The organism is Pedobacter suwonensis (assembly GCF_044762335.1).
Lineage (GTDB): Bacteria > Bacteroidota > Bacteroidia > Sphingobacteriales > Sphingobacteriaceae > Pedobacter.
In genome coordinates this window covers 77,984-100,510 of record NZ_JBIWEB010000011.1, presented here as the reverse complement: position 1 = coordinate 100,510, position 22,527 = coordinate 77,984, and the positions used below count along the sequence as shown (strand labels likewise).

General features: G+C 38.6%; 20 protein-coding genes. 8 read left to right on the top strand and 12 right to left on the bottom strand.

What is annotated here, in order from left to right; all coding sequences use genetic code 11:
• Nucleotides 1-9: 9 nt before the first annotated feature.
• A complete protein-coding gene (locus ACIQXP_RS17085; RefSeq protein WP_387506211.1) occupies nt 10-1,860 on the top strand; it encodes a PAS domain-containing sensor histidine kinase in 1,851 nt (616 codons plus the stop codon).
• A gap of 40 nt (nt 1,861-1,900) precedes the next feature.
• On the opposite strand, the gene ACIQXP_RS17080 is transcribed toward ACIQXP_RS17085, so the two are convergent.
• Nucleotides 1,901-2,107 (bottom strand): hypothetical protein, encoded by a 207-nt coding sequence (locus ACIQXP_RS17080; RefSeq protein WP_134204833.1) that lies wholly within the window; start codon nt 2,105-2,107, stop codon nt 1,901-1,903.
• Nucleotides 2,108-2,260: 153 nt separating this feature from the next.
• Entirely contained in the window at nt 2,261-3,529 is a 1,269-nt protein-coding gene (locus ACIQXP_RS17075; protein WP_387506209.1) for an exo-beta-N-acetylmuramidase NamZ family protein, read from the bottom strand.
• Nucleotides 3,530-3,699: 170 nt separating this feature from the next.
• Between ACIQXP_RS17075 and ACIQXP_RS17070 the strand changes: the two genes are divergently transcribed.
• Entirely contained in the window at nt 3,700-4,920 is a 1,221-nt protein-coding gene (locus ACIQXP_RS17070) for an ABC transporter permease (protein WP_387506207.1), read from the top strand.
• Nucleotides 4,921-5,341: 421 nt separating this feature from the next.
• On the opposite strand, the gene truA is transcribed toward ACIQXP_RS17070, so the two are convergent.
• Entirely contained in the window at nt 5,342-6,142 is an 801-nt protein-coding gene (gene truA / locus ACIQXP_RS17065; protein WP_387506205.1) for a tRNA pseudouridine(38-40) synthase TruA, read from the bottom strand.
• A 73-nt stretch (nt 6,143-6,215) separates the two neighbouring features.
• Between truA and ACIQXP_RS17060 the strand changes: the two genes are divergently transcribed.
• The gene (locus ACIQXP_RS17060; RefSeq protein WP_293741425.1) at nt 6,216-6,599 is read left to right on the top strand and encodes a YchJ family protein; all 384 of its coding nucleotides are present in this window, start codon (nt 6,216-6,218) and stop codon (nt 6,597-6,599) included.
• Here the strand turns inward: ACIQXP_RS17060 and ACIQXP_RS17055 are convergent.
• From ACIQXP_RS17055 to mnmC2, 7 genes are all read right to left on the bottom strand, one after another.
• The gene (locus tag ACIQXP_RS17055) at nt 6,594-7,718 is read right to left on the bottom strand and encodes an ATP-binding protein (protein WP_387506203.1); all 1,125 of its coding nucleotides are present in this window, start codon (nt 7,716-7,718) and stop codon (nt 6,594-6,596) included. The genes ACIQXP_RS17060 and ACIQXP_RS17055 overlap by 6 nt on opposite strands.
• 75 nt (nt 7,719-7,793) lie before the next feature.
• The gene (mazG, locus tag ACIQXP_RS17050) at nt 7,794-8,600 is read right to left on the bottom strand and encodes a nucleoside triphosphate pyrophosphohydrolase (RefSeq protein ID WP_387506201.1); all 807 of its coding nucleotides are present in this window, start codon (nt 8,598-8,600) and stop codon (nt 7,794-7,796) included.
• 20 nt (nt 8,601-8,620) lie between these two features.
• Nucleotides 8,621-9,070, bottom strand: a complete 450-nt coding sequence (locus ACIQXP_RS17045; protein ID WP_387506199.1) for a DoxX family protein — start codon at nt 9,068-9,070, stop codon at nt 8,621-8,623.
• Between the two features lie 13 nt (nt 9,071-9,083).
• On the bottom strand, nt 9,084-9,302 hold the full coding sequence (locus tag ACIQXP_RS17040; protein ID WP_387506197.1) for a hypothetical protein: 219 nt from the start codon (nt 9,300-9,302) through the stop codon (nt 9,084-9,086).
• A gap of 79 nt (nt 9,303-9,381) precedes the next feature.
• Nucleotides 9,382-10,491, bottom strand: coding sequence for an AI-2E family transporter (locus tag ACIQXP_RS17035; RefSeq protein ID WP_387506195.1), 1,110 nt, complete (start codon nt 10,489-10,491; stop codon nt 9,382-9,384).
• A 79-nt stretch (nt 10,492-10,570) separates the two neighbouring features.
• On the bottom strand, nt 10,571-11,518 hold the full coding sequence (locus tag ACIQXP_RS17030) for an aldo/keto reductase (RefSeq protein WP_387506193.1): 948 nt from the start codon (nt 11,516-11,518) through the stop codon (nt 10,571-10,573).
• A 328-nt stretch (nt 11,519-11,846) separates the two neighbouring features.
• Nucleotides 11,847-12,512 carry a tRNA (5-methylaminomethyl-2-thiouridine)(34)-methyltransferase MnmC2 gene (gene mnmC2, locus ACIQXP_RS17025; protein WP_387506191.1) on the bottom strand — a complete coding sequence of 222 codons (666 nt, stop codon included), beginning with the start codon at nt 12,510-12,512 and terminating at the stop codon, nt 11,847-11,849.
• A 257-nt stretch (nt 12,513-12,769) separates the two neighbouring features.
• Here mnmC2 and ACIQXP_RS17020 point away from each other — a divergent pair, with 257 nt between their 5' ends.
• Nucleotides 12,770-13,108: an MmcQ/YjbR family DNA-binding protein gene (locus ACIQXP_RS17020; protein WP_293741432.1), complete on the top strand. Its 339-nt coding sequence runs from the start codon at nt 12,770-12,772 to the stop codon at nt 13,106-13,108.
• A 64-nt stretch (nt 13,109-13,172) separates the two neighbouring features.
• Here ACIQXP_RS17020 and ACIQXP_RS17015 read toward each other — a convergent pair whose 3' ends face one another.
• Both ACIQXP_RS17015 and ACIQXP_RS17010 read right to left on the bottom strand, forming a co-directional pair.
• A complete protein-coding gene (locus tag ACIQXP_RS17015; protein ID WP_293741433.1) occupies nt 13,173-13,973 on the bottom strand; it encodes a DUF2625 domain-containing protein in 801 nt (266 codons plus the stop codon).
• Nucleotides 13,974-14,292: 319 nt separating this feature from the next.
• Entirely contained in the window at nt 14,293-16,326 is a 2,034-nt protein-coding gene (locus ACIQXP_RS17010; protein ID WP_387506188.1) for a M13 family metallopeptidase, read from the bottom strand.
• A 360-nt stretch (nt 16,327-16,686) separates the two neighbouring features.
• Between ACIQXP_RS17010 and ACIQXP_RS17005 the strand changes: the two genes are divergently transcribed.
• The 4 genes from ACIQXP_RS17005 (at nt 16,687) to ACIQXP_RS16990 (ending at nt 22,406) form a co-directional block, all read left to right on the top strand.
• The gene (locus ACIQXP_RS17005) at nt 16,687-18,678 is read left to right on the top strand and encodes a heavy metal translocating P-type ATPase (RefSeq protein WP_387506186.1); all 1,992 of its coding nucleotides are present in this window, start codon (nt 16,687-16,689) and stop codon (nt 18,676-18,678) included.
• Nucleotides 18,679-18,843: 165 nt separating this feature from the next.
• Nucleotides 18,844-19,068 carry a hypothetical protein gene (locus ACIQXP_RS17000; protein ID WP_387506184.1) on the top strand — a complete coding sequence of 75 codons (225 nt, stop codon included), beginning with the start codon at nt 18,844-18,846 and terminating at the stop codon, nt 19,066-19,068.
• Complete coding sequence (locus ACIQXP_RS16995) at nt 19,044-19,478, top strand: Uma2 family endonuclease (RefSeq protein ID WP_387506283.1); 435 nt, start codon at nt 19,044-19,046, stop codon at nt 19,476-19,478. Before ACIQXP_RS17000 ends, ACIQXP_RS16995 begins: the two co-directional genes overlap by 25 nt.
• 249 nt (nt 19,479-19,727) lie before the next feature.
• Nucleotides 19,728-22,406, top strand: coding sequence for a valine--tRNA ligase (locus ACIQXP_RS16990; RefSeq protein ID WP_387506182.1), 2,679 nt, complete (start codon nt 19,728-19,730; stop codon nt 22,404-22,406).
• Nucleotides 22,407-22,527 lie beyond the last annotated feature (121 nt).

Here is a 22,527-nt window from a genome sequence, read left to right as displayed (position 1 = left end):
ATCCCAATTATGCAAACTAATCTCGCCGATAAAGCCAATATTTTTAATACGCTTATAGAGGAGTCTCCAATGCCCATCGCGCTTTATACCGGAGAAAATATGATTATAGAGGTAGCCAACAAGGCTATGCTTAAAGCCTGGGGAAGAGACGCATCTGTAATAGGTCAAGAGTTGGCTCTGGCGCTGCCCGAGCTGAAAGATCAACCTTTTCTTGATATTCTTAAACAGGTAAGAAGCACCGGCATGCCTTATGAAGCCAAAGAAGATAAGGCCGTGCTATTAAATGATAATGTACTCCAAACTTTTTATTTCGATTTTATCTATAAACCGCTGCTTGATTCAGATGGGAATGTATGGGGCATTTTAAATAATGCTACAGATGTGACCGAATTAGTAAATGCAAAGTTTAAAGTAGAGCAGAGTGAAGCTTTGTTAAGGCAGATGATTTACGATGCGCCTGTGGCTATTGGAATTTTAAAAGGCAGAGACCTGATTATAGAAGATGCCAACGATGATTTGCTAAAGATATGGAGGAAAAGTAAAGCTGTAATCGGTTTAAAACTTTTAGATGGATTGCCTGAAATTGCCAACCAGCCTTTTCCAGAATTGTTACAGCAGGTTTACAACAGCGGTGTTGCTCATTATGGCTACGAAACCAAAGCCCGATTGGAGCATAACGGGGTTGAAGATGATTTTTATTTCAACTTTGTTTACGATCCAATATTTGGTCAGGACGGAGAGGTTACCGGCATTATGGTAGTCGCTAACGAAATTACCTTACAGGTTGTATCAAAGATGGAGGCTGCTAAAAGCGAAGAACGCTTTCGCAACTTTATGTATGATATACCGATGGCCACGGCTTACTATGAAACAGAAAACATGGTAATCAGCCTTGCGAACGATGAAATGCTCCGGTTTTGGGGAAAGGATAAAAGCGTAATCGGTAAAACCGTTGCTGAAGCCATACCTGAATTGAACTTACAGCCATCAGTTGAAACTTTGAAAAAAGTATATCAAACAGGAATAAGTTACCATGCTGATCAGGAAGAATTCCTGGTGATTATTGATGGTAAAGAACAGAAACGCTGGTTCAGCTTTACCTATAAACCGATAAAAGATTCTAACGAGCAAGTGTATGCCATTATCCACGCTGCAACGGATGTGACAAAGCTAGTGCAGCTGCAACAGCAAAAAGATGAATTTTTGGGGATCGCCAGTCATGAGTTAAAAACACCCGTAACCAGTATCAAAGCGTATGCACAGGTGCTTGAACGCATGATCAGGAGTGAGGGAGACGAAAAAAAGGCGACAATGGTACGTAAAATGGACCAGCAACTGAACCGGTTAACGTGCCTGATTGGCGATTTACTTGATGTAACCAAAATTCAATCAGGGAAAATGACTTTCAACCCAATTGAATTTGATTTTGATGCTGTTGTTGAAGATATTGTAGATGAAATGCAGCACATCAGTTCAAAACATAAGATCATTTGTAATCTGGAAAGTAATGCCATCGTTTTCGCTGATAAAGAACGCATTGGGCAGGTTATTACTAATTTTTTATCTAATGCAATTAAATACTCCACCGACGCCGATGAAATAGATGTTGCTACCCATAGTCAAGACGGTGAAGTGATATTAAGCGTCAGGGATTACGGAATTGGTATTTCGGAGGATTTGCAACATCTGGTTTTCGACCAGTTTTACCGTGTAGATGGTAACTTGCAACATACCTACCCGGGCTTGGGTTTAGGTCTTTACATCTCAGCTGAAATTATAAAAAGTGAAGGCGGCAGGATTTGGGTGGAAAGCACTGTTGGAGAGGGTGCCACATTTTTCTTTGCTTTAAAAATAAAATAATCGTTCAGCTCATACCATCAGATGCAGTCTGAACGATAATTTATGCTTTAGGTGCTTTCTTGATCGGCTGTACCGGTTGCTCTTCGTTTTCGCGCTGTTTAGCGGGATTATTGGTGCGAACTGGCTTGTTGGGGGTGCTGTCGTTTTCGTGTCTTACGGTTTTATGGTCAACAGGCTCCCTTCCTTTAGGTACCTCTTTCTCGTAATTGCTTCCTGGTTTATCGCTTTTAACTTTTGGACCGCTCATGTTATAATGATTGAATGAATGAATTTTGAATGATTGAATAAAGAAAATCTTTATCCCTTTAAATCATAACAAATCAGAATACGTTAAGTTTAAAAAACTTCTAAAGTTTATCATTTTTTCATTTTCTCACGCTCTCATTCAATCATTCTCACATTAATTATAAAGCAAGTATTTCTTACGCATGGTTTTGTACGTACTTAAGCCTGGTTCCCAGCTGGCTCTGATCTCTGCTTCACTCTTACCGTCAATTATCTGCTGCCTGAAATCAGCTACACCCACCAGTCTTTCAATGACGCCCATTTCTTTACTCAGTTTGGTATTAAAAAAATCTTCTTTTTTGGGCGATGCCTGATACAATGAAATTAACCATGATAAATTAATCTGTTTGGCTTTGCGCAGTTCGGCTGTATCGTAAGTTCTTAAATCTAAGCCATAACAAACCTGATCTTGGAATAATGGTGTTTCTGCCATCCCCTTTATGCTTTTTGGGGTAAAACTGAAATCGAATTTACCTTTTAGGTAAGGCGCCCCAACAATAGCAAAAGGAAACATGGTTCCACGGCCATGATTTAGGTAAGTCCCCTCAAATAAACAGGTAGATGGATAAAGTAAAATAGATTGCTGCGTGTTTAAGTTAGGAGAGGGCTTAACCGGTAAAGTATACTCCATGTTATGATCGTAATTGGCATTTTTGATAATGGTAATTTTGCATTTCACCTTATCTTTCAACCAGCCTTCGCCATTTAACATCTGTGCATATTCTCCAACTGTTAAACCATGCGCAATAGGTATAGGTTGTATGCCAATGCCCGACTTAAATTTAGGATCTAAAATTGGTCCGTCGATTAAATAACCATTTGGATTTGGTCGGTCTAAAATCAGTAAAGGCTTATGGTTTGCGGCACAGGCTTCCATCACATGCTGCAAAGTGTTGATATAGGTGTAAAAACGAACACCTACATCCTGAATATCGAAAACCATAATATCAATATCAGCTAAATCTTCAGCTGTAGGCGTACTATGTCTGCCGTAAAGGGAGACGGCTTTTATTCCTGTTTTAGTGTCAATATCATCATTAACACTCACACCAGCGCTGGCATTGCCTCTAAAACCATGCTCAGGACCAAATATCTTTTGAATTTTTACTCCTCTTTTCAAAAGGCTATCAACTGATGTTTGCGTACCAATAATAGAAGTCGGATTAACCACCATGCCAACACGTTTGCCCTTTAACAACGGCAGATATTTTTCGGTTTGCTCTGCACCGGTTTTAATGGCTGTTGGTAACTTTGCTGTCTTAATCATCAGTTTTTTGTTTTCCGGGCTATTCTTGCCCAAAACCTTTTGCTCCTGCGGTTTGGGCTGCCCACATGCAGATAAAGCAATTAAACTGGTTAACGTAAAGCTGATGTATTTTTTCATTTTAGTGTATTCTGGATATTATAATAAAACAATTTACAGCATATTTTAATTATGCTATTGGCGTTTTCTTTTTAAAAGTTAACGATTGATATTTAAAGTTGGTTATTTATTTTCGAAAATGCCATTTTTAAAAAGGAATTGAGCATTTTTGTTAATACAAACCGATTAAATTGAATTTCGAATATTTCATAGCAGGGCGGATAGCCATTAGATCTGAACGTACCTTCTCAAAACTCATTGTACGTATTGCAATAGCAGGCGTGATGTTGAGCCTGGCTGTTATGATTCTTTCCATAGCCATTATAAAGGGCTTTAAAACTGAAATTCAGGATAAAGTGAGGGGATATTTAGGCGATATACAAATTACCCGATACGATCTGAATAATTCTTTTGAGCATTCTCCCTTTATTTTAGATCGGGAAACGGAAAAGACGCTCAAAAACAATCCCGATATTGAATATTATTACCCTTTTGCTACAAAACCTGGTATTCTATCGGCCAATAATGAAATTGAGGGCATAAACTTTAAGGGGATAGATAAAAGCTATAAATGGGATTACATTAAACAGCATATTATCAGCGGCACCATTATCGATTTTTCTGATAGTACGGCGGCCATGCAAGAACTACTGATTTCGAAATACACAGCTAACCGGTTAAAACTTAAAACAGGTGATGATTTTATCATGTACTTTGTTCAAAACCAGTTACGCCCGCGTAAATTTAAAATTGTAGGTATATACGATATTGGCGTTGAAGATATTGATAAGGGCTTTGTACTGGGCAATCTGAATATCATTAAACGCCTGAATAACTGGAAAGCTAATGAAATTGGTGGCGTAGAAATCAGGATTAAGGATTTCAGCAAACTTAAACCCATTTCCGATCATATTTATGAAAGTCTCCCACGTAGTTTACGCTCGTATTCCATTGAAGAAAATTTTCCTAATATTTTTACCTGGTTAGGTCTTCTTGATGTAAATACCAAAGTATTATTGATCCTGATGCTCATAGTAGGTGTAATTAATATGATTACAGCCTTGTTGATTATGATTCTGGAAAAGACCAACATGATCGGGATGTTAAAGTCGTTCGGGGCAAGCAACTGGAGCATTATGAAAGTTTTCCTTTACAATGCGGCTTATTTAATCGGAATAGGATTGTTACTAGGGAATATCCTGGGCTTAGGTCTTGGGTTCTTACAGCAGTCTACGCACATTTTTAAGCTTAACCAGGCCTCATACTTTTTAGCTTATGCACCCATAGAGTTTCATTTTATTGATGTGCTGTTGCTTAATATCGTTACGGTAGTGGTGTGTTTAGCCGTTTTGATTATTCCTTCGTTGCTGGTGAGTAAGGTTTCGCCACTTAAGGCAATCCGGTTTAAATAAAAAACTTGGGACACCGGACAGATCATTTCCCGATGCCCAAGCAACCTAAACTATGCCCTTGCTTACTCACACCTTTATGGCTTGTGCAATATTCCATTTCTGATGAAGAACTTCGTCTCAAATCATATTCCAGTCAAAACATGCTGCCCATACACTGATATCCTAAAATCGACAAGGTCATATTTGAAAATATGTGTTCCTTTCAATGGTTTGTAAATTGGCATCTGGTGTAATATTGAATTTCCATCCCATAATGCAACCGGCTGATTTCAGGGCAAACATGGTCACCATCGATACTCCACTCCAAAAACATCTACATTGGTGTTTTTTTTGAGCCTAAAGATAGAATGAGGATGAAAAGGACAATACAGATTTGGACATTCATACCCCTTAAACGGAGTTGATAATAAAAACGCTACACTTAAATCGAAATCCATTCTGTACCTTGTGTACTGTGGATAAATTCAGTCCGTGGTTCGAGGTTTAGATAAGGATAAGTAACTTTGGAAAGATATAGGCCGGTAGGATGGGCAGGTAATGATATTTTGGAAGGTTTAAGTGTAATGAGTTCGCTTTCAAACTCATCAAAACTGAGCTGTCCTTTGCCTACCATCAGGATTTTGCCCATAATCAAGCGGATCATTTTACCCAAAAAGCGGTTGCTGGCAATATGAAACCTTAATCTGTCGCCCTTTGGGTTTACAAATAAATCGGCTTCCATTACGTTGCAGATGGTATGTTCATATTTATCCGGATGCGTACAAAAAGCCCTGTAGTCTTTATATTGAGGTAATAATTTTACCACAGCTCTCATTTTATCAAAATCTAAATCGTTTAATAGATAAAAAGAACTTTGGTTAGTCAAAAAAGGATCTTTGTAGGTATGGACGAAATAGTCATATTTACGCTGTACTGCATCAAACCGGGCATGTGGCTTGCCTTCCATTTTGATAATGTCGAACACGGCGATATTGGAAGGTAAAGCTTTATTCAAAATGTAAATCAGATTGGAATTAACCTCTTTTTCGATATCAGCATGGAAGAAAAACTGACTGGCATGCACGTGTGCATCAGTACGGCCGCAACCGTTAATGGCAATTGGCGATTTTAAAATCTTCGACAGGGTTTGTTCTATAACTTCCTGAACGCTTTTTATACCAGGTTGTTTTTGCCACCCATTGTAGTGCTGGCCTTGATAGGCAATATGAAAGAAATACCTCATTATTCTGCTGCAATTTTACGGAAATTTTAGCAGCAGGAATATTAAATGATACTTTTGTGCTGTAAATTTTAATATGGATTCAATAAACTGTCCTTGTGGAAGTGGAATAACTTTTCAGCAATGTTGCCAGCCTTATCACTTAAAAACGAAAACAGCGCCAACTGCCGAGGCTTTGATGCGTTCCAGATATTCGGCCTTTGTAGTCGCTGATGCAGATTATCTTTATGAAACTACGCATCGCAGTAAAAGAAAAAATCATTCTAAAAGTGATTATTTAAGCAGCGCGAAAAATACCAGATGGCTAAAGCTCGAGATTGTTTTTTCCACTTTTGATGTGGTAGAGTTTAAGGCCTACTATCTGAACAAAAAAAATCAGACCGAAGTGTTGCATGAAAAATCTAACTTCAGGTTAGAAGATGGTAAATGGTATTATGTTGACGGGGATTTTTACTCATGATAAAAATTCATTCAGGTTATCGGGTGTTATGACCCTGGTTTCCGCACCAGCATAAGCATCTAAAAAGGCTTTTGGAAATTTTGCCCTGGCCTTCGGGTTCCACTTCATTTCATAAGCATTCATTAAACCATTTCTTTCTTCAATATAATCTATTTCCTGCTGCGCATGCGTACGCCAAAAGTATTGGTTGCAGTTGATCTGTTTGTAAGCAAGAAACTTAACCCGTTCACTAATCACAAAATTTTCCCAAAGTGCACCAATATCCTGTCGTAATACAGCCGGATTAAATTGATTGATAACAGCATTTCTGATTCCATTATCGTAAAAATAGATTTTCCTGCTTTTCTTTAATTCATTCCTTAAATTTCTGCTTAAAGAGCCTAGCCTGAAAACAATGAATGCCTTTTCGAGCAGATCGATGTATTTTTCGGTAGTTTGATTGTCCAGCCCCGCTAACTGTCCTAACTCGTTATAAGATACTTCGTTTCCTACCTGGAAAGCCAATGCCTGAATTAATTTTTCCATTTTATCTGGCTTTTGTATTTTCTCCCAGATCAGTAAATCTTTATATAAATAACTATCTGATAATTGTTTCAGTCGTATTTCTTCTTCCCCTGGGTTGTTAACAATTTCTGGATAGTATCCGTAAACCAGTCGGTGATCAAGTAATCGTTTTTCTGTAAGTAAGCCATGTTCCTCCACCATTTCTCCGAACGAAAAAGGAAATAGATTGTATTCCCATTTCCTGCCGGTAAGCGGTTCATTGATGTGATTCGCTAACTCGAAAGCTGATGAGCCTGTAGCTATTACTTTAACATCCTTAAGCTGATCGATCATTAGTTTAATCGATAGGCCAATGTTTTCAATTCGCTGCGCTTCATCAATAATCAGTGTTCTCGATTTCCCTAAAAGAGAGCGTAATGAGGTAGCGGTGGTATTTGAAAGTATAGTTCTGATGTCGGCATCGTCGCCATTCCACCACATTACCGGCTTGGTAAATTTAGATAATAGTTGTTGTAGAAGCGTGCTTTTTCCAACTTGCCTTGGACCTAAAAGGATAATTGCCTTTTCATCTTTCAGGCGTTTTTGTATAGAATCAGCTATTGCTCTTGAAATCATAATCGCAAATTTAATATAAATTTTGCGAATCGATTCGCAAAATTTATATTAAATTTGCGAATTAGCTTCTTTTAGCTATATCTTCTTCGCTTCGTTCCAATATACATCCATTTCTGCAAGTGTCATATCGTCTAAGGCCTTTCCGTTTTCCTTTGCTTTATTTTCCAGGTATTGGAAACGTTTGATAAATTTTTTATTGGTTTTTTCTAATGCATTCTCCGGATTGATATTGATAAAACGGGCATAATTGATTAATGAGAATAATACATCGCCAAATTCTGACTCAGCTTTTTCGATATCGATTGCCGTATTGTCTGCTACATTAAATTCAGTTTTAAACTCCTGCAATTCCTCCTCTACTTTTTCCCATACCTGGTTTTTATCTTCCCAATCAAAGCCTACTCCACGTGCTTTTTCCTGAATACGGGCAGCTTTAACCAATGCGGGCAGTGAAGAGGGTACACCGGCCAATACCGATTTGTTGCCTTCTTTTAGTTTAATCTGTTCCCAGTTGCGTTTAACATCTTCTTCATTCTCTACTTCAATATCTCCATAAATATGCGGGTGGCGGTTTACCAGTTTATCGCAAACGCCGTTTAAAACATCAGTAATGTCAAAATCGTTGGTTTCTGAAGCAATTCTGGCATAAAAAACGAGGTGCATCATCACATCGCCAAGTTCCTTTTTAATTTCGTCTAAATCGCCGTCTAAAATGGCATCGCTTAACTCATAAGTTTCCTCAATAGTTAAATGGCGCAGTGTTTCCATGGTCTGCTTTTTATCCCAGGGGCATTGCGTGCGCAAGGTATTTAAAACGGTAAGTAAACGTGTGAAGGCGTCAGCTGGATTATTGGCGCTTGCTGGAATTGGATTGTTAGGCATGTTTTATGGTTGAAATAGATTTATCGAACGCTAAAGTACCAAACCCAGGCGATTAAGAAAAACTGAAAAGGAATTCTGAACCATAAATATCTTGGTCCGGGGCCTGGCTTATATAAATTTTCGTAATTGATGCGGTGTCTGGCTGCATAAATATTTGCAGGTAGAATGGCTATGTAAAAAATAATCAATGCTATTCCGGTAAAATGCCTGGTGCTTGGTATCGCCAATCCGATTGCAAATAAGATTTCCAGAATTCCTGTTAGCATTACAAGTTCCACTTTTTTGGGAATGAATAGTGGAACCATGGCTGCCATACTGGTTTTAAATTTGAAATGGCCAGCAGCAGTAAATACCAGCATTGCAGCCATTGCCATATTACCTGCAAAAATATCTCCTTTATCAAAGGTAGTGTGTTGGCCAAAAGCCATCAGCGCAATATAAACGATTACCAGGACAAATAGGGGTTTCATTAATTCGACCGATTTACTTTATTAAATTAAATGCAATCAGTATTGTAGCAACAAACAATACCAAAAGGCCGGATAAGAAGATGAAGTCGGCGGCCTTTTCCATCCGCTGGCTTGTTGTTTTTTGTCGTCTCATCGAGATAAAAGATAAGATGCAGCTGGTCATAAAAAACATTACCGCAGCTACGGCAAATTCGTCAATCAGGGAGCCATCGTTGAGTGCGAGTTTTTTCAAAGACGTGAGTACAATGAAGCAAATACCCAGGAGATTGGCAGAAGTGCTTAAAATATGAGGCGATCTGTTTTCGGCCATTTTAATCTTTTTCTTCTAATTTAATCTTTTTTGTAATCCGGTAAACCCGTTTCTTTTTATCGGGCCTGTGTTCTTCTCCCATTAATATGCCCCAGGGTTTTAATCCATCTACTCTATCAAAAATTATTTTTAAGATGGCCAAATATGGAATACATAAAAACATGCCTGAGATACCCCAGATCATTTCGCCAACAACGATACCGATAAAAGCAAATAAAGCATTTATTTTTACTTTAGAACCTACTACTAACGGCATCAGTACATTTCCATCTATAGCATGCACCCCAAGATAAGCGATTAAGACCAGCAATACTTTACCAGCACCTGCGGTAGCGAAAGTGATCAGGCAGCTTACCAGTAAGGCAAAGAATATTCCCAAATAAGGAACCACATTAAAAATGCCTGCCACCAATCCCAATAGAACAGCGTATTTAACGCCTAATAAACTCAGCACCGTAATCATTAATACCGTAACAATAAGCATTTGCAAGAACAAACCTATAATGTATTTTTTAATGATGTACTGAATCTGGCTCACAATTTCTGCGACTTTTTCTTTATGTTCTTCGCTAAAAACAGAAGTTAAGAACGTAAATAATACCCTGCGGTAGTTTAAAATAAAGAAGGTGAATAGTAATGTGAAACCTAAGAACAATAGGGTAGAAGATAAGGTTGATAGGGTTGTAGCCACAATTGCAGCACTGGTAGCCAAAGCTTTTTCCGTGCTATCGTTTAAATAACTGAGCTGTTTCTGAGAATTTATGCCGAAAGTATGCGAAATCCATTTTTGCAGTTCGTGATAGGAAACGTTTGCTTTCTCTTTAAGTAACGGCCAATCTGCCCATAAATCGCTGAGTTGATTGCCAAAAAAGTATACAATTCCGCCAATAACAGCAATCATCAGAATCACTGATAGCAAGGTTGACAAACTCCTTTTGAATTTTAAACGGTGCTCCAAAAAATTACCTACCGGTAATAGTAAGATTGCCATTAAAAAAGAAAAAAGTAAAGGGGCCAGCAAAGAGTGGCCTAAAATGGCAATGTAGGTTAAACTGATTAAACAGAAGAGAACCAGTGCCAGTTTGGGTAAAAAAGATAGTTTTTCTTTCATATCTATTAAAAATCCTGTTTAATACAAAATGCCCGAATAATTGTTTCATTAATCGGGCATTTAAATATAAGAGATTATTTTAATAACTACTGGCTTGATCTAAATGAGAAATTTCTTCTGCTGACAATTTCAAATTAGCAGCTTCAGTAAACGATTTTAGTTGGTTTAAATCAGTAACACTTGCAATTGGGGCAGTAACCGAAGGGTGGTTGATTAACCAGGCCAAGGCTACAGAAGCCGGCTCCACCTGATGTTGCGCTGCAACCTGATCAAGGGCTGCTAAAATTTTAAAACCACGTTCATTCAGGAATTTTTTTACGCCCCCGCCACGCTGGCTTTTGTTCAGATCGCTTTCGCTGCGGTATTTGCCGGTTAGGAAACCACTGGCAAGCGAATAATAAACCACAACACCCAAATTATAATCCAGGCAGATTTTTTCGTGTTCCTGCTCAAAGTCCGCTCTATCATAAAGGTTATACCCTGGTTGGTAGACTTCATAACGGGGCAAGCCATTTTCGGTAGCATAAATTAAAGATTCCCTAAGTCGATCGGCAGAAAAATTTGAAGCACCGATCCAGCGGACTTTGCCTGCCTTGATTAAAGTTTCGTACGCATTTAAGGTTTCTTCAACAGGGGTGCTTTCATCATCAAAATGAGAAAAATAAAGATCGATATAATCGGTTTGCAAGCGTGATAAAGAATGTTCTACCTGATTGATGATATAATCTTTCTTTAATGATTTACCTTGTCCCATATCTGAACCTACTTTGGTTGCGATAATAATTTCATGGCGTTTGTTTTGTTTTTTCAGCCAGTTACCAATAATTGTTTCCGATTCACCTCCATTATTTCCAGGTACCCAACGGGAATATACATCTGCCGTGTCAATAAAATTGAAACCATTTTCCGCAAATTGGTTTAATATTTCAAATGATTTCTTTTCATCAATCGTCCAGCCAAAAACATTTCCTCCGAATACAATTGGTGCAATATTTAAATCTGTTTTGCCTAAAATTCTTTTTTCCATGATACGAATGTTAATGTTAATCCAACAAATTTAGATTGTACTGGTTTGGCAGGTGCGCTAAATTATGTAAAATGATGTTGTAGATTAACCGCAGAGTGCGCAAAGAGAAAGGCGCAGAGCACACGGAGTTGGATGGCTGTTTTTGTTGTGCACGAATTTATCTCAGGGCATGAAGACACAAAGAGTAAGGCGCAGAGGGCATAAATTGGGAGACTTTTCTTATGCAATGCCATCGCCAGACTTTCTGATCCCGAACTTTTTCCACATCCATCATCCATTTTACATCGTCCATTTTACATCCTGAATTTTCATCATCCATTTCCCATTTTTACATCCCTTTAACTGCTCTAAGCATCTCTCTTTTTCCGGGGGCGCCAGGCAATTTTTCTATGTTAAATCCGCAGGCTTTAACCGCTCTTTTTAATTTTCCCGTAATGGCGTAGGTAATAAAAGTTCCTCCAGGTTTCAAGAAACTGCAGGCATGTGCAATAATTTCATCACTCCACATTTCGGGTTGGTGCTGTACCGAAAATGCATCGTAATAAATCAGGTCAAATTTTTTATTGCCGCGGTATTCGGCCAATGTAGTATGCGGAATTTCTAATGTGCAAAGTGGTGATAGTTTTTGAGGGCCTTTTAATGCTTCTGGGTAGTTGGAAATAAACCTGGTCCATATTTCTTCAGCAACATATGCTGCATAACCTGTTTGCTCAATTATTGTTGTAGTCAGCGGAAAAGCTTCAATACTGGTATAATTCAGTTTTATATTGTTTTCTGCACAATATTCGAAACTTAAAATAAAATTTAATCCCGTGCCGAAACCAACCTCTAAAATGGAAATTTCATCTTGGTTGGCGGAAGCAAATTTCAAACCTGCATCAATAAACACATGTTTGCTTTCCTGCAGTGCACCATGTTTACTGTGGTAATGTTCGCCTATGGTTTCGTTATAAAGTGTATTGGAACCGTCGGCAGTAGGCGTTATAATATTCATGGCTTGGATTATTTTATTTTTGAAGGTAATGGTGCAAATATAGGAACAGGATGGATAGGATTTTTGGATTTCCAGGATCAATTAGCAATTCGATGATCAAGAATTAATTAAAGATCATATCTGTCTTTATACTTTCAGCCTGATACTTGTATCTCGCTACTTGTGCCTTGCTAATTATATCTTTGGTCTTTAACTTTTAATCTTTTGTGATTAGCTTTGATCTTACCCTAAAGCCTAAACCCTAAACCTTCGCAAATATGGATATCGAATCGTTCAGAGAGTATTGTTTAAGTTTACCCGGTACTACCGAAGGCATGAAATGGGAGCATTTGTGTTTTATGATAGAAGAAAAAATTTATGTCATTATCGCTATTGATGAGGGGAATCGTTTTTCTATCAAATGTGATCCGGATGAATTTGACGAACTCTCTGCCAGATACGGCATTTCACAAGCTTATCATATGGCAAAGCGGCAATGGATCCAGATCGAGAATTTGGAAGTATTGAACGATAATGAGCTAAAAAGAAGGGTCGCCGATTCAAGAGCGATGGTGTTAGCCAAATTACCAAGGAAAACACAGGCAAAGTACGCTTAATTTTTATGCTAAGGTATCTTTCACGTGCTTTAGGTGCAGGATTATGCTTTAAATCGACTGGAAATTATTGTTCGCCCTTAGTTTCTTCTTTTGTTGTTTCATCTTTTTTTATGCCTTTATCTGCATTCAGTTCTTTCGACTTCATAATATTAAAACGGTACATTTCTTCAATACCAACCAGTTTTCGCGTGCATTTATCAATGTCTGTACCTTCTTCCCATAAATAAGGACGGAAGCTATAGGTTTTGGTTCCATCCAAATTGGCAATGAATTGATTCCAGCTGCTCCAGCGTAATCCCTTGTAAAATTTGGAAAGATCACTGTCAAAGCAAAAAACGAGAAACTCCCCATAACCAGCTCCAAGTGGTTGCCAGGTTAAAGTATTGGGCTCAAGATAATACACATTTTTAATGTCTTTGCCCAAACCGCCGTAGTTGATGGCAAAAAAACCGCCTACTGCATCATCAGCAATTAAGAGGTAGGGAATGTTATCGCCATACTCCTTTAAGGTTTTCCCTTTGTTCCAATCGGCTATGTTTCTGTTTAATCTTTCGCTGCCGGAGCCTAAAATTCTAATCCAGCCGTTATCTACCATAATGCCTCCCGTATTGTAAATTACCGAACCAAGTGTGGCATAGGTTGTCATTTGCGAGTGATACAAAACCTCCTTCGCCTTTGCAGAATCAACGGGCAGAACCTCTACCTTGTTTTTTGCAGATTCAATCCATTTTTTTACCAGTGGCCATGCAGGATCTGTTTTGTTGATTAATTTTTCAATACTGATCATGTTATTTTCCTGGGCAAAACCTGAGAGGGAAAATAAGGATAACGCAAAGATAAAGAGGTAGGAAATTGGACTTTTCATAGATAAGGCACTTATATTTTTCAAAGATAGGATGATAATTAAGAATTGTTTAAAGGAGTAGGATTAATTTTTGATTGAGGTGGATGTTGATTAGTTATTGTTTCGCGGGGATACGAACCAAGGCGGGAATGGGGATGGGAAGACCTTGCACCGCATCTGAAAAAAAGCGTCCCGAAATAATCAGGACGCTTATAATATTAAATTTATGATAATGTAAATTTTAAAGTTGAGGGGGATTGAGTCTTATAAATTCGACTTTCAACCTCTATTAAATGATCGAACTAAAAAGCCTTACACCCTCCACCTTCCAGCCTCAAATCTACCACATTCTGATTCTATCTTCAGGTTTTTTGTATAGTTTATCGCCAGGTTTAACATCAAAAGCTTCATACCAGGCATCCATATTTACAGGCGCACCAATGGTACGGTAAGGGCCTGGAGAATGCGGATCTGTTTTAATTAACTGGGCTGCACTTTCAGGTAAAATATTACCCCTCCATACCTGCGCCCAGGCCAAGAAGAAACGCTGATCTGGTGTAAAACCATCGATTTTTTCATTACTTTGACCTTGTTTGGTCATTTTAAAAGCAGTGTAAGCAGCATTTAACCCGCCTAAATCGCCAATGTTTTCGCCCATGGTTAACTTACCGATTACATGAACCGTATCTAACACCGTATAGGCGTCAAACTGCTCCCCCAAAGCTTTGGTTTTAGCATCAAATTTAGCTTTGTCTTCAGCTGTCCACCAGTTTTTTAAGTTGCCGGCGGCATCATATTGGCTACCGCTGTCATCAAAGCCATGACTCATTTCATGACCAATTACCGCACCGATACCACCATAGTTAACGGCATCGTCAGCATTTGGGTCGAAGAAAGGGAACTGTAAAATACCCGCTGGGAAAACAATTTCGTTCAATGTAGGGCTGTAGTAGGCATTAACCGTTGGAGGTGTCATTCCAAAGCGTTTACGATCAACCGGTTTACCTAACTGGTTAACCATTTCATTATAACCCCAAACGCTTGCATTGCGTAAATTCTGGAAATAAGTATCTTTATTAATCACTAAACCATCGTAGTTTTTCCATTTTTCGGGATAACCCACTTTGGGTGTAAATGCATTTAATTTAGCTAAGGCCTTTTGTTTGGTTTCAGGACTCATCCATTCTAAACCTTTAATTCTGATTTCGAATGCTTTACGCAGGTTTACGATCATCTGGTTCATGCGTTCTTTAGCTTCCGGCTTAAAATATTTAGCTACATAAAGCTGGCCTAATAATTCGCCAATGGTGCCATCTGTTAGAGATGACATGCGTTGCCAACGCGGCGTTTGCACTTTCTGACCGGTTTGAGCCTGTGTAAAAGCAAAACTTGCCTTTACAAACGGAGAACTTAAACTAGAAGCTGAACCTTTTAAAATATTCCATTCTAAATAGGTTTTCCAATCTTCAACAGGAATTGATTTCAACATTCCATCCAGGCTTGCCATAAATTTAGGCGATGAAACCAGAACAGTATCTTGATTTTTGATTTTGAATTTGGGTAAATAGGTCGTCCAGTTAATGTCAGGCGTTTTTTTGTTCAGTTCTGCAACGGTAAGCTTGTTATAGGTAGCATAAGGATCGCGCATTTCCAAACGGCTCATCTGCGCTTCAGCAAATTGCTTTTCAATTTTATAAACGGTTGCTGCTTTTTGTCTGGCTTCTTCAGCTGCACTTCCTGTTAAGGTAAACAAAGTCACCATATAGGTGTTGTAAGCATCGCGGATCTTCACACTTCGCGGATCATCTTTAAGGTAATAATCACGGTCTGGAAGTGTTGTACCACCCTGACTGATATTCACCATGTATTTGTTCACATTCTTGCGGTCCTGGCCAACACCCAAACCAAACATTCCGCCGCCCAAACCATTGGTGCGCATGTAGGCCACCTGATCAAGCACATCCTGTATATTTTTAATTTGCTTGATTTTGGCTAAATCGGCTTTGATAGGTGTATAACCCAATTTTTCAATGGTCGCACTATCCATGGCGGCTGTATAAAAATCGCCAACTCTACGCTTAACCGAACCTGCAGGAGCAGATTTATCGGCAGCTGCATCTTCCACTAAAGATTTAACGGCATTGATATTAAAATCGCGGAGTTCGTTAAATGAACCCCAGCGCGTTTCTTTAGCAGGAACCGGATTGTTTTTTATCCACGTACCACTCGCGTAGGTGTAGAAATCGTCGCCTGGTTTAACGGATAAATCCATATTAGCAGGGTCGATAAATTTTTTCGTTTGTGCATTTGCAGAAAAGCCAGCAGCGATTATACCCAGCGCCGCAAAATATCTTTTCAAATTTTGGTATTTCATTCGCTTAATAAGTTAATAATGATGCGAAATTTAGGAAATACTAATTGATACTGGTGTAATATATTAAGAATATTACTTGTTAAACCAGTAATAAATTTTTGCCAAGCCAAGACGTCTGATCAAGTCGGAAGCTGAAAAAGGAATTTTGATAGATTTCATGATTTTAAATCTTTATATCACTATTAACATTTTTTAACAAAATTTATTGTGCGCTTGTAAAAAATATTGCTATCTAGAATGATTCAGAATAAAACCTATTATTTTCCATAAATTTGAAATACTGATTAAACTTAGCATGTTTTTTGAAGTTTTAAAGTTTAGTAAGTAATTAAGAAGGTAATGCACTAGATACAATATATAATGACCCACTCACATGATAAAGAAGATAGCTGTTGCAGCAGTAAAGAAAATGCCGAATCAAAACATGCACATCATGATGATCATGCACACGAAGAGGGGAACGGGCATAACCATGATCATGGAGGTGATCCATCAGTCTTTAAAACATATTTGCCAGCTATTGTAACATTGGTTATGCTGCTGGTTGGAATTGCGTTTGATAACCTTTTCAATTTGCCGGCATTTCAAGTCATTCGTCCTTACTGGTACATTGTGGCTTATTTACCCGTAGGTGTTCCGGTTTTACGCGAAGTTTGGGAAACATTTAAGGCCAAAGATTTTTTTACCGAGTTCTCTTTAATGTCTATTGCCACTATCGGTGCTTTTGCTATAGGCGAGTATCCTGAAGGCGTAACGGTTATGCTTTTCTATACTATTGGCGAGCTGTTTCAAATGGCTGCGGTAAACCGCGCAAAAAGAAATATCAAAGCATTGCTTGATGTCAGAGCAGAAGTGGCGCATGTATTCCGAAATGGAAAATATGAAGATGTTGATCCCGAAAAAGTAGAAATTGGTGAAACGATACAGATAAGGGCTGGTGAGAAAACGCCGTTGGATGGCGAATTGATCAACGATAAAAGCAGTTTCAATACTGCTGCCTTAACGGGGGAGAGCAAGCCCCGCACCATTGTTAAAGGCGAATCGGTTTTGGCCGGAATGCTTAATTTAGAGAAGGTAATTGAAGTTAAAGTTACCAAAGCTTTTGCCGACAGTGCATTGTCGCGCATTTTGGAAATGGTTCAGAATGCCACTACACGTAAAGCCAAAACCGAACTCTTCATCCGCAAATTTGCGAAGATATATACGCCGATTGTTTTCTGTTTGGCCCTTGCGCTGATCACTCTTCCAATTTTGGTTTTGGGAAGTGAATACCACTTCCAAACCTGGTTGTATCGTTCGTTGGTTTTTCTGGTTATATCTTGTCCATGTGCGCTGGTGATTTCTATTCCACTGGGTTATTTTGGAGGAATTGGTGCAGCATCAGCAAATGGTATTCTTTTTAAAGGCTCAAATTTTCTTGATTTAATTACTAAGCTTAATACTGTTGTGATGGATAAAACGGGCACCTTAACAAAAGGTGTTTTTAATGTCCAGAAAGTAGAAAGCAGTATAGATGAAAAATATTTTTTAAGCTTACTAACGGCTGTAGAAGCGAAATCTACCCATCCAATTGCGAAAGCTATTGTAGCATATGCTGGCCAGAGAGAAATACATCCAGCTGAAAATATCGAGGAAATTGCCGGGATGGGTTTAAAGGGTTTGGTTAATGGCAAAGAGGTTCTGACAGGTAATGCTAAACTTCTGGAAAAATTCAATATTGATTTTGAGCCTAAAATTACTTCGATAGAAGAAAGTATCGTTGTGGTTGCTATCGACCAGAAATACGTGGGTTATGTTTTAATTGCAGATGAAATAAAAGAAGATGCTGCCGATGCCATCAAACAGCTTCACGAAAACGGAATAAAACAGGTGGTGATGTTAAGTGGCGATAAAACCTCAATCGTTAGAAAAGTTGCCGAAAGTTTGGGAATCGATACTTATTTCGGAGATTTATTGCCCGAAGATAAAGTTGCCAGACTGGAAGAAATTAAAAGCGATAAAAGCAAGGTTGTGGCTTTTGTGGGCGATGGAATTAACGATACACCGGTATTGGCGCTCAGCGATATCGGTATGGCCATGGGTGCAATGGGTAGTGATGCGGCTATCGAAACGGCAGATGTAGTCATTCAAACTGATCAACCTTCTAAAATTGCGACCGCTGTTAAAATAGGTAAAGCCACGAAAAATGTAGTGATCCAGAATATCATATTGGCATTTACCGTGAAAGCAATTGTTTTAATTTTAGGTGCAGGCGGAATAGCTACCATGTGGGAGGCTGTTTTTGCCGATGTTGGTGTGGCACTCCTGGCGATTTTAAACGCCGTGAGAATTCAGAAAATGAAGTTTTTTTGATGGGTTAATTGTTTAAATTGGTTAAACGGCTAACTGTGTTTAGAATAAAACATTTTTTTATTAATTCATGATACTACTGGTTGATAAATGAAAACTCGTTGGCATTGAATGAGATATGTTGAAAAATATAAAATCAAATTGCTATAAAAATTAGTATATTTGAGTATGTCTGAACCTGTTCTATATCCTGTTTTAAAAGATGATGAGCCTGTTAGGCATTTCAATGAACTTGATGCATCGTTAACCTATAGTTATTCTAATTATTTAAATTGGCTTTTTCCCGAAAGAGTAGAACTGATTAAAGGTAAAATCTTTAAGATGAGTCCTGCGCCTTCGAGCGTTCATCAGGAAATTGTTGGTAACATATTTCTCAAGCTCGGAAATTTTTAAAAAAGCAACCTTGTAAAGTTTACCTGTCACCATTCGATGTTCGTTTTCCAAAGGAAAGTCGCAATGATCAAGCTATTTTTACCGTTTTGCAACCAGACATCTGTGTAATCTGCGATAAAAACAAAATTGATGCTCGTGGTTGTATCGGTGCACCCGATCTGGTTGTCGAGGTTTTATCTCCCGGAAATACCAAAATGGAACTGCTGAATAAATACCATGTTTACGAAGAATCTGGTGTGAAAGAATATTGGGTAGTGAGCCAGGGAGATAAAAGTATTTTGATCTATACCTTAAATGAAATTGGTAAATTTGAGCCCTCAAAAATATTTACACTAAGTGAGAAAATTACATCAACTGTATTACCTGGTTTTGAACTTGCGCTAGATGATGTTTTTGATGACGTAGAATAAGGGTTCAATAAAACTTCATTATGGTCCTTGTCTTGAACGAACCAGTTTTTCTAACCCTGATTGACGTGATAGCTTCCGGCTTCACGTTTGACCTGCAAACCAAAAGCAGGGCAGGCCTGCAATTTAACACCCTTATCTTCTACATAAACTTATCCAAAGTTTGTCTGCGTTAGTCTTTCAGTTTTCCGCTTACCTAAGCTTTGGGCTTTCAGCTTAATTAGCTATTTTTGGGCTTTTATAACAATTTTCATGAGCATTTCCACCAAGTACAATCCTGCAGAAACAGAAGATAAATGGTATAGCTATTGGCTATCTAAAAAGTTTTTCCACTCAGAACCTGATGAGCGCGAACCTTACACCATCGTCATTCCGCCACCAAACGTCACAGGTGTACTTCATATGGGGCATATGCTCAACAACACCATTCAGGATGTATTGATCCGCAAAGCCCGTATGCAGGGTAAAAATGCTTGCTGGGTACCCGGAACTGATCATGCTTCTATCGCTACTGAAGCAAAAGTGGTTGCCATGTTAAAAGAGCAGGGTATAGATAAAAAAGATCTTTCGCGTGAAGAGTTTTTGAAATATGCCTGGGAATGGAAAGAGAAGTACGGTGGTATTATTTTAGAACAGTTAAAGAAATTGGGAGCAAGCTGTGATTGGGACCGTACCCGTTTCACTATGGAGGAGGATCTTTCTGAAGCGGTTATCGATTCATTTATTCATTTATACAAAAAAGGATGGATTTATCGCGGCATCCGTATGGTGAACTGGGATCCGGCTGGTAAAACAGCAGTTTCTGATGAAGAGGTAATCCGTAAGGAAGTAAACCAGAAATTATATTACATTAAATATCAGGTATCAAGCAGCAAGAATCAGGATGAGCCTGAATATTTAACTGTTGCTACAACGCGTCCCGAAACCATTATGGCCGATGCTGCCATCTGTATCAACCCAAATGATGAACGTTTTGCACATTTAAAAGGCAAAAAGGTTTTTGTGCCTTTGGTTAACCACGAAATTCCGGTTATTGAAGACGAATATGTAGATATTGAATTTGGAACGGGTTGTTTAAAAGTAACACCGGCGCACGATCTGAATGATTACGAACTGGGTGTTAAGCACAATTTACCGGTTACCGATATTTTAAATGATGACGGTACCTTAAACGAACTGGCGGTAATTTTAGTAGGCGAAGACAGGTTTGTTGCCCGTAAAAAAATTGCCAAAATGTTGGAAGAGGCCGGTCATTTAGAAAAGGTAGAAGATTATAAATCACAGGTAGGTTTTTCTGAACGTACCGATGCCGCGATCGAACCGAAGCTGTCGATGCAATGGTTCGTGAAGATGAAAGAAATGGCTCAGCCGGCATTGGATGATGTTTTGAACGGTGAAGTAAACCTGATTCCGAATAAATTTGAAAACACCTACCGTCACTGGATGGAGAACGTGCGCGACTGGAACATCAGCCGTCAGCTGTGGTGGGGACAAAGAATCCCGGCCTGGTATGATGATAAAGGAAACTGGGTGGTTGCCAAAACCAAAGATGAAGCTTTAGAAGAATTCTGGAAGAAAAAACATCTGGATGAAAATTGTTCAAACGAGGAAAAAGCTGGATTCAAACACCAGCTGGAGCCGTTTTTAAGGCAGGATGATGATGTGATGGATACCTGGTTCTCGTCATGGTTGTGGCCAATTTCTGTTTTCGATGGCTTTAAAAACCCGGAAAATAAAGATATCAATTACTATTACCCAACTAATGATCTGATTACGGCACCTGAAATTTTATTCTTCTGGGTGGCCCGTATGATTATGGCCGGACATGAGTTTATGGGCAAAAAGCCGTTTACAAATGTATACTTAACCGGTATTGTACGCGATAAATTAGGCCGTAAAATGTCTAAATCGTTGGGTAACTCACCAGATCCGATCGGATTGATTGAAAAATATGGTGCCGATGCGGTTCGTGTGGGTATGTTAATGTCATCACCGGCCGGTAACGATTTGATGTTCGATGAAAGCTATTGTGAACAAGGCCGTAATTTCGCAAGCAAAATCTGGAATGCGTTCCGTTTGGTAAAGGGGTGGGAAGTTGATGAAAACCTGGTAAATCCAAATACTCAGGCTATATTATGGTTTGAAAACCGTTTTAATGAGGCATTGGTAGAAATTGAAGCCAATTTTAAACAATACCGATTATCTGAAGCACTAACCATCACTTATAAGTTAGTTTGGGATGATTTCTGTGCCTGGTATTTGGAAATGGTTAAACCGGCTTACCAACAGCCGATTGATGGGGAGAGTTACAAAGCTACGATTGCCTTTTTTGAAAATATCATCAAGTTATTGCATCCGAATATGCCTTTCATTACTGAGGAATTATGGCATGATGATTTGTTTGGTGATCGTGCAGAAATGGATTGCTGTATTATTGCTGAGTTTCCAAAAGTGGGAGCTTTTGATGAGAAATTATTGAAAAATGCAGAGGTTATTAAAACCGTTGTAGCCGAAATTAGAAACGTAAGGAACCAGAAACAGATTTCTCCTAAAGAAGCTTTGCCTTTAAATATCAAAATAAATTCTGAACTTGATTATGAAAAATGGTTAAACATTGTTTTCAAATTGGCCAATGTTTCAGAAGCGGAAATTGTAAATGATAAAATTGTTGGTGCAACAGCTTTTATGGCCGGTAAAGATGAATTCTTTATTCCACTGACCGAAAATGTTGATGTTGAGGCTGAGCGCCAACGCCTAAATGCTGATTTGGTTTATCTTCAGGGGTTCTTGAAGTCAGTTAATGCCAAATTGAGCAATGAGCGTTTCGTGCAGAATGCGAAACCTGAGATTATTGCCAACGAGCGAAATAAAAAAGCTGATGCTGAGGCAAAAATCAAAATTATTGAAGAAAGTTTAGCGGTTTTAGGCTAGTTACAACTTCTTAGACCTATAAGGTTTTCAAAACCTTGTAGGTCTTAAAAAGGGATTTTCTTTTTCCTTTCATTTTCCATAATACATCCTTTTGCTACCTTTCTTTCTAAATTGTTACCTA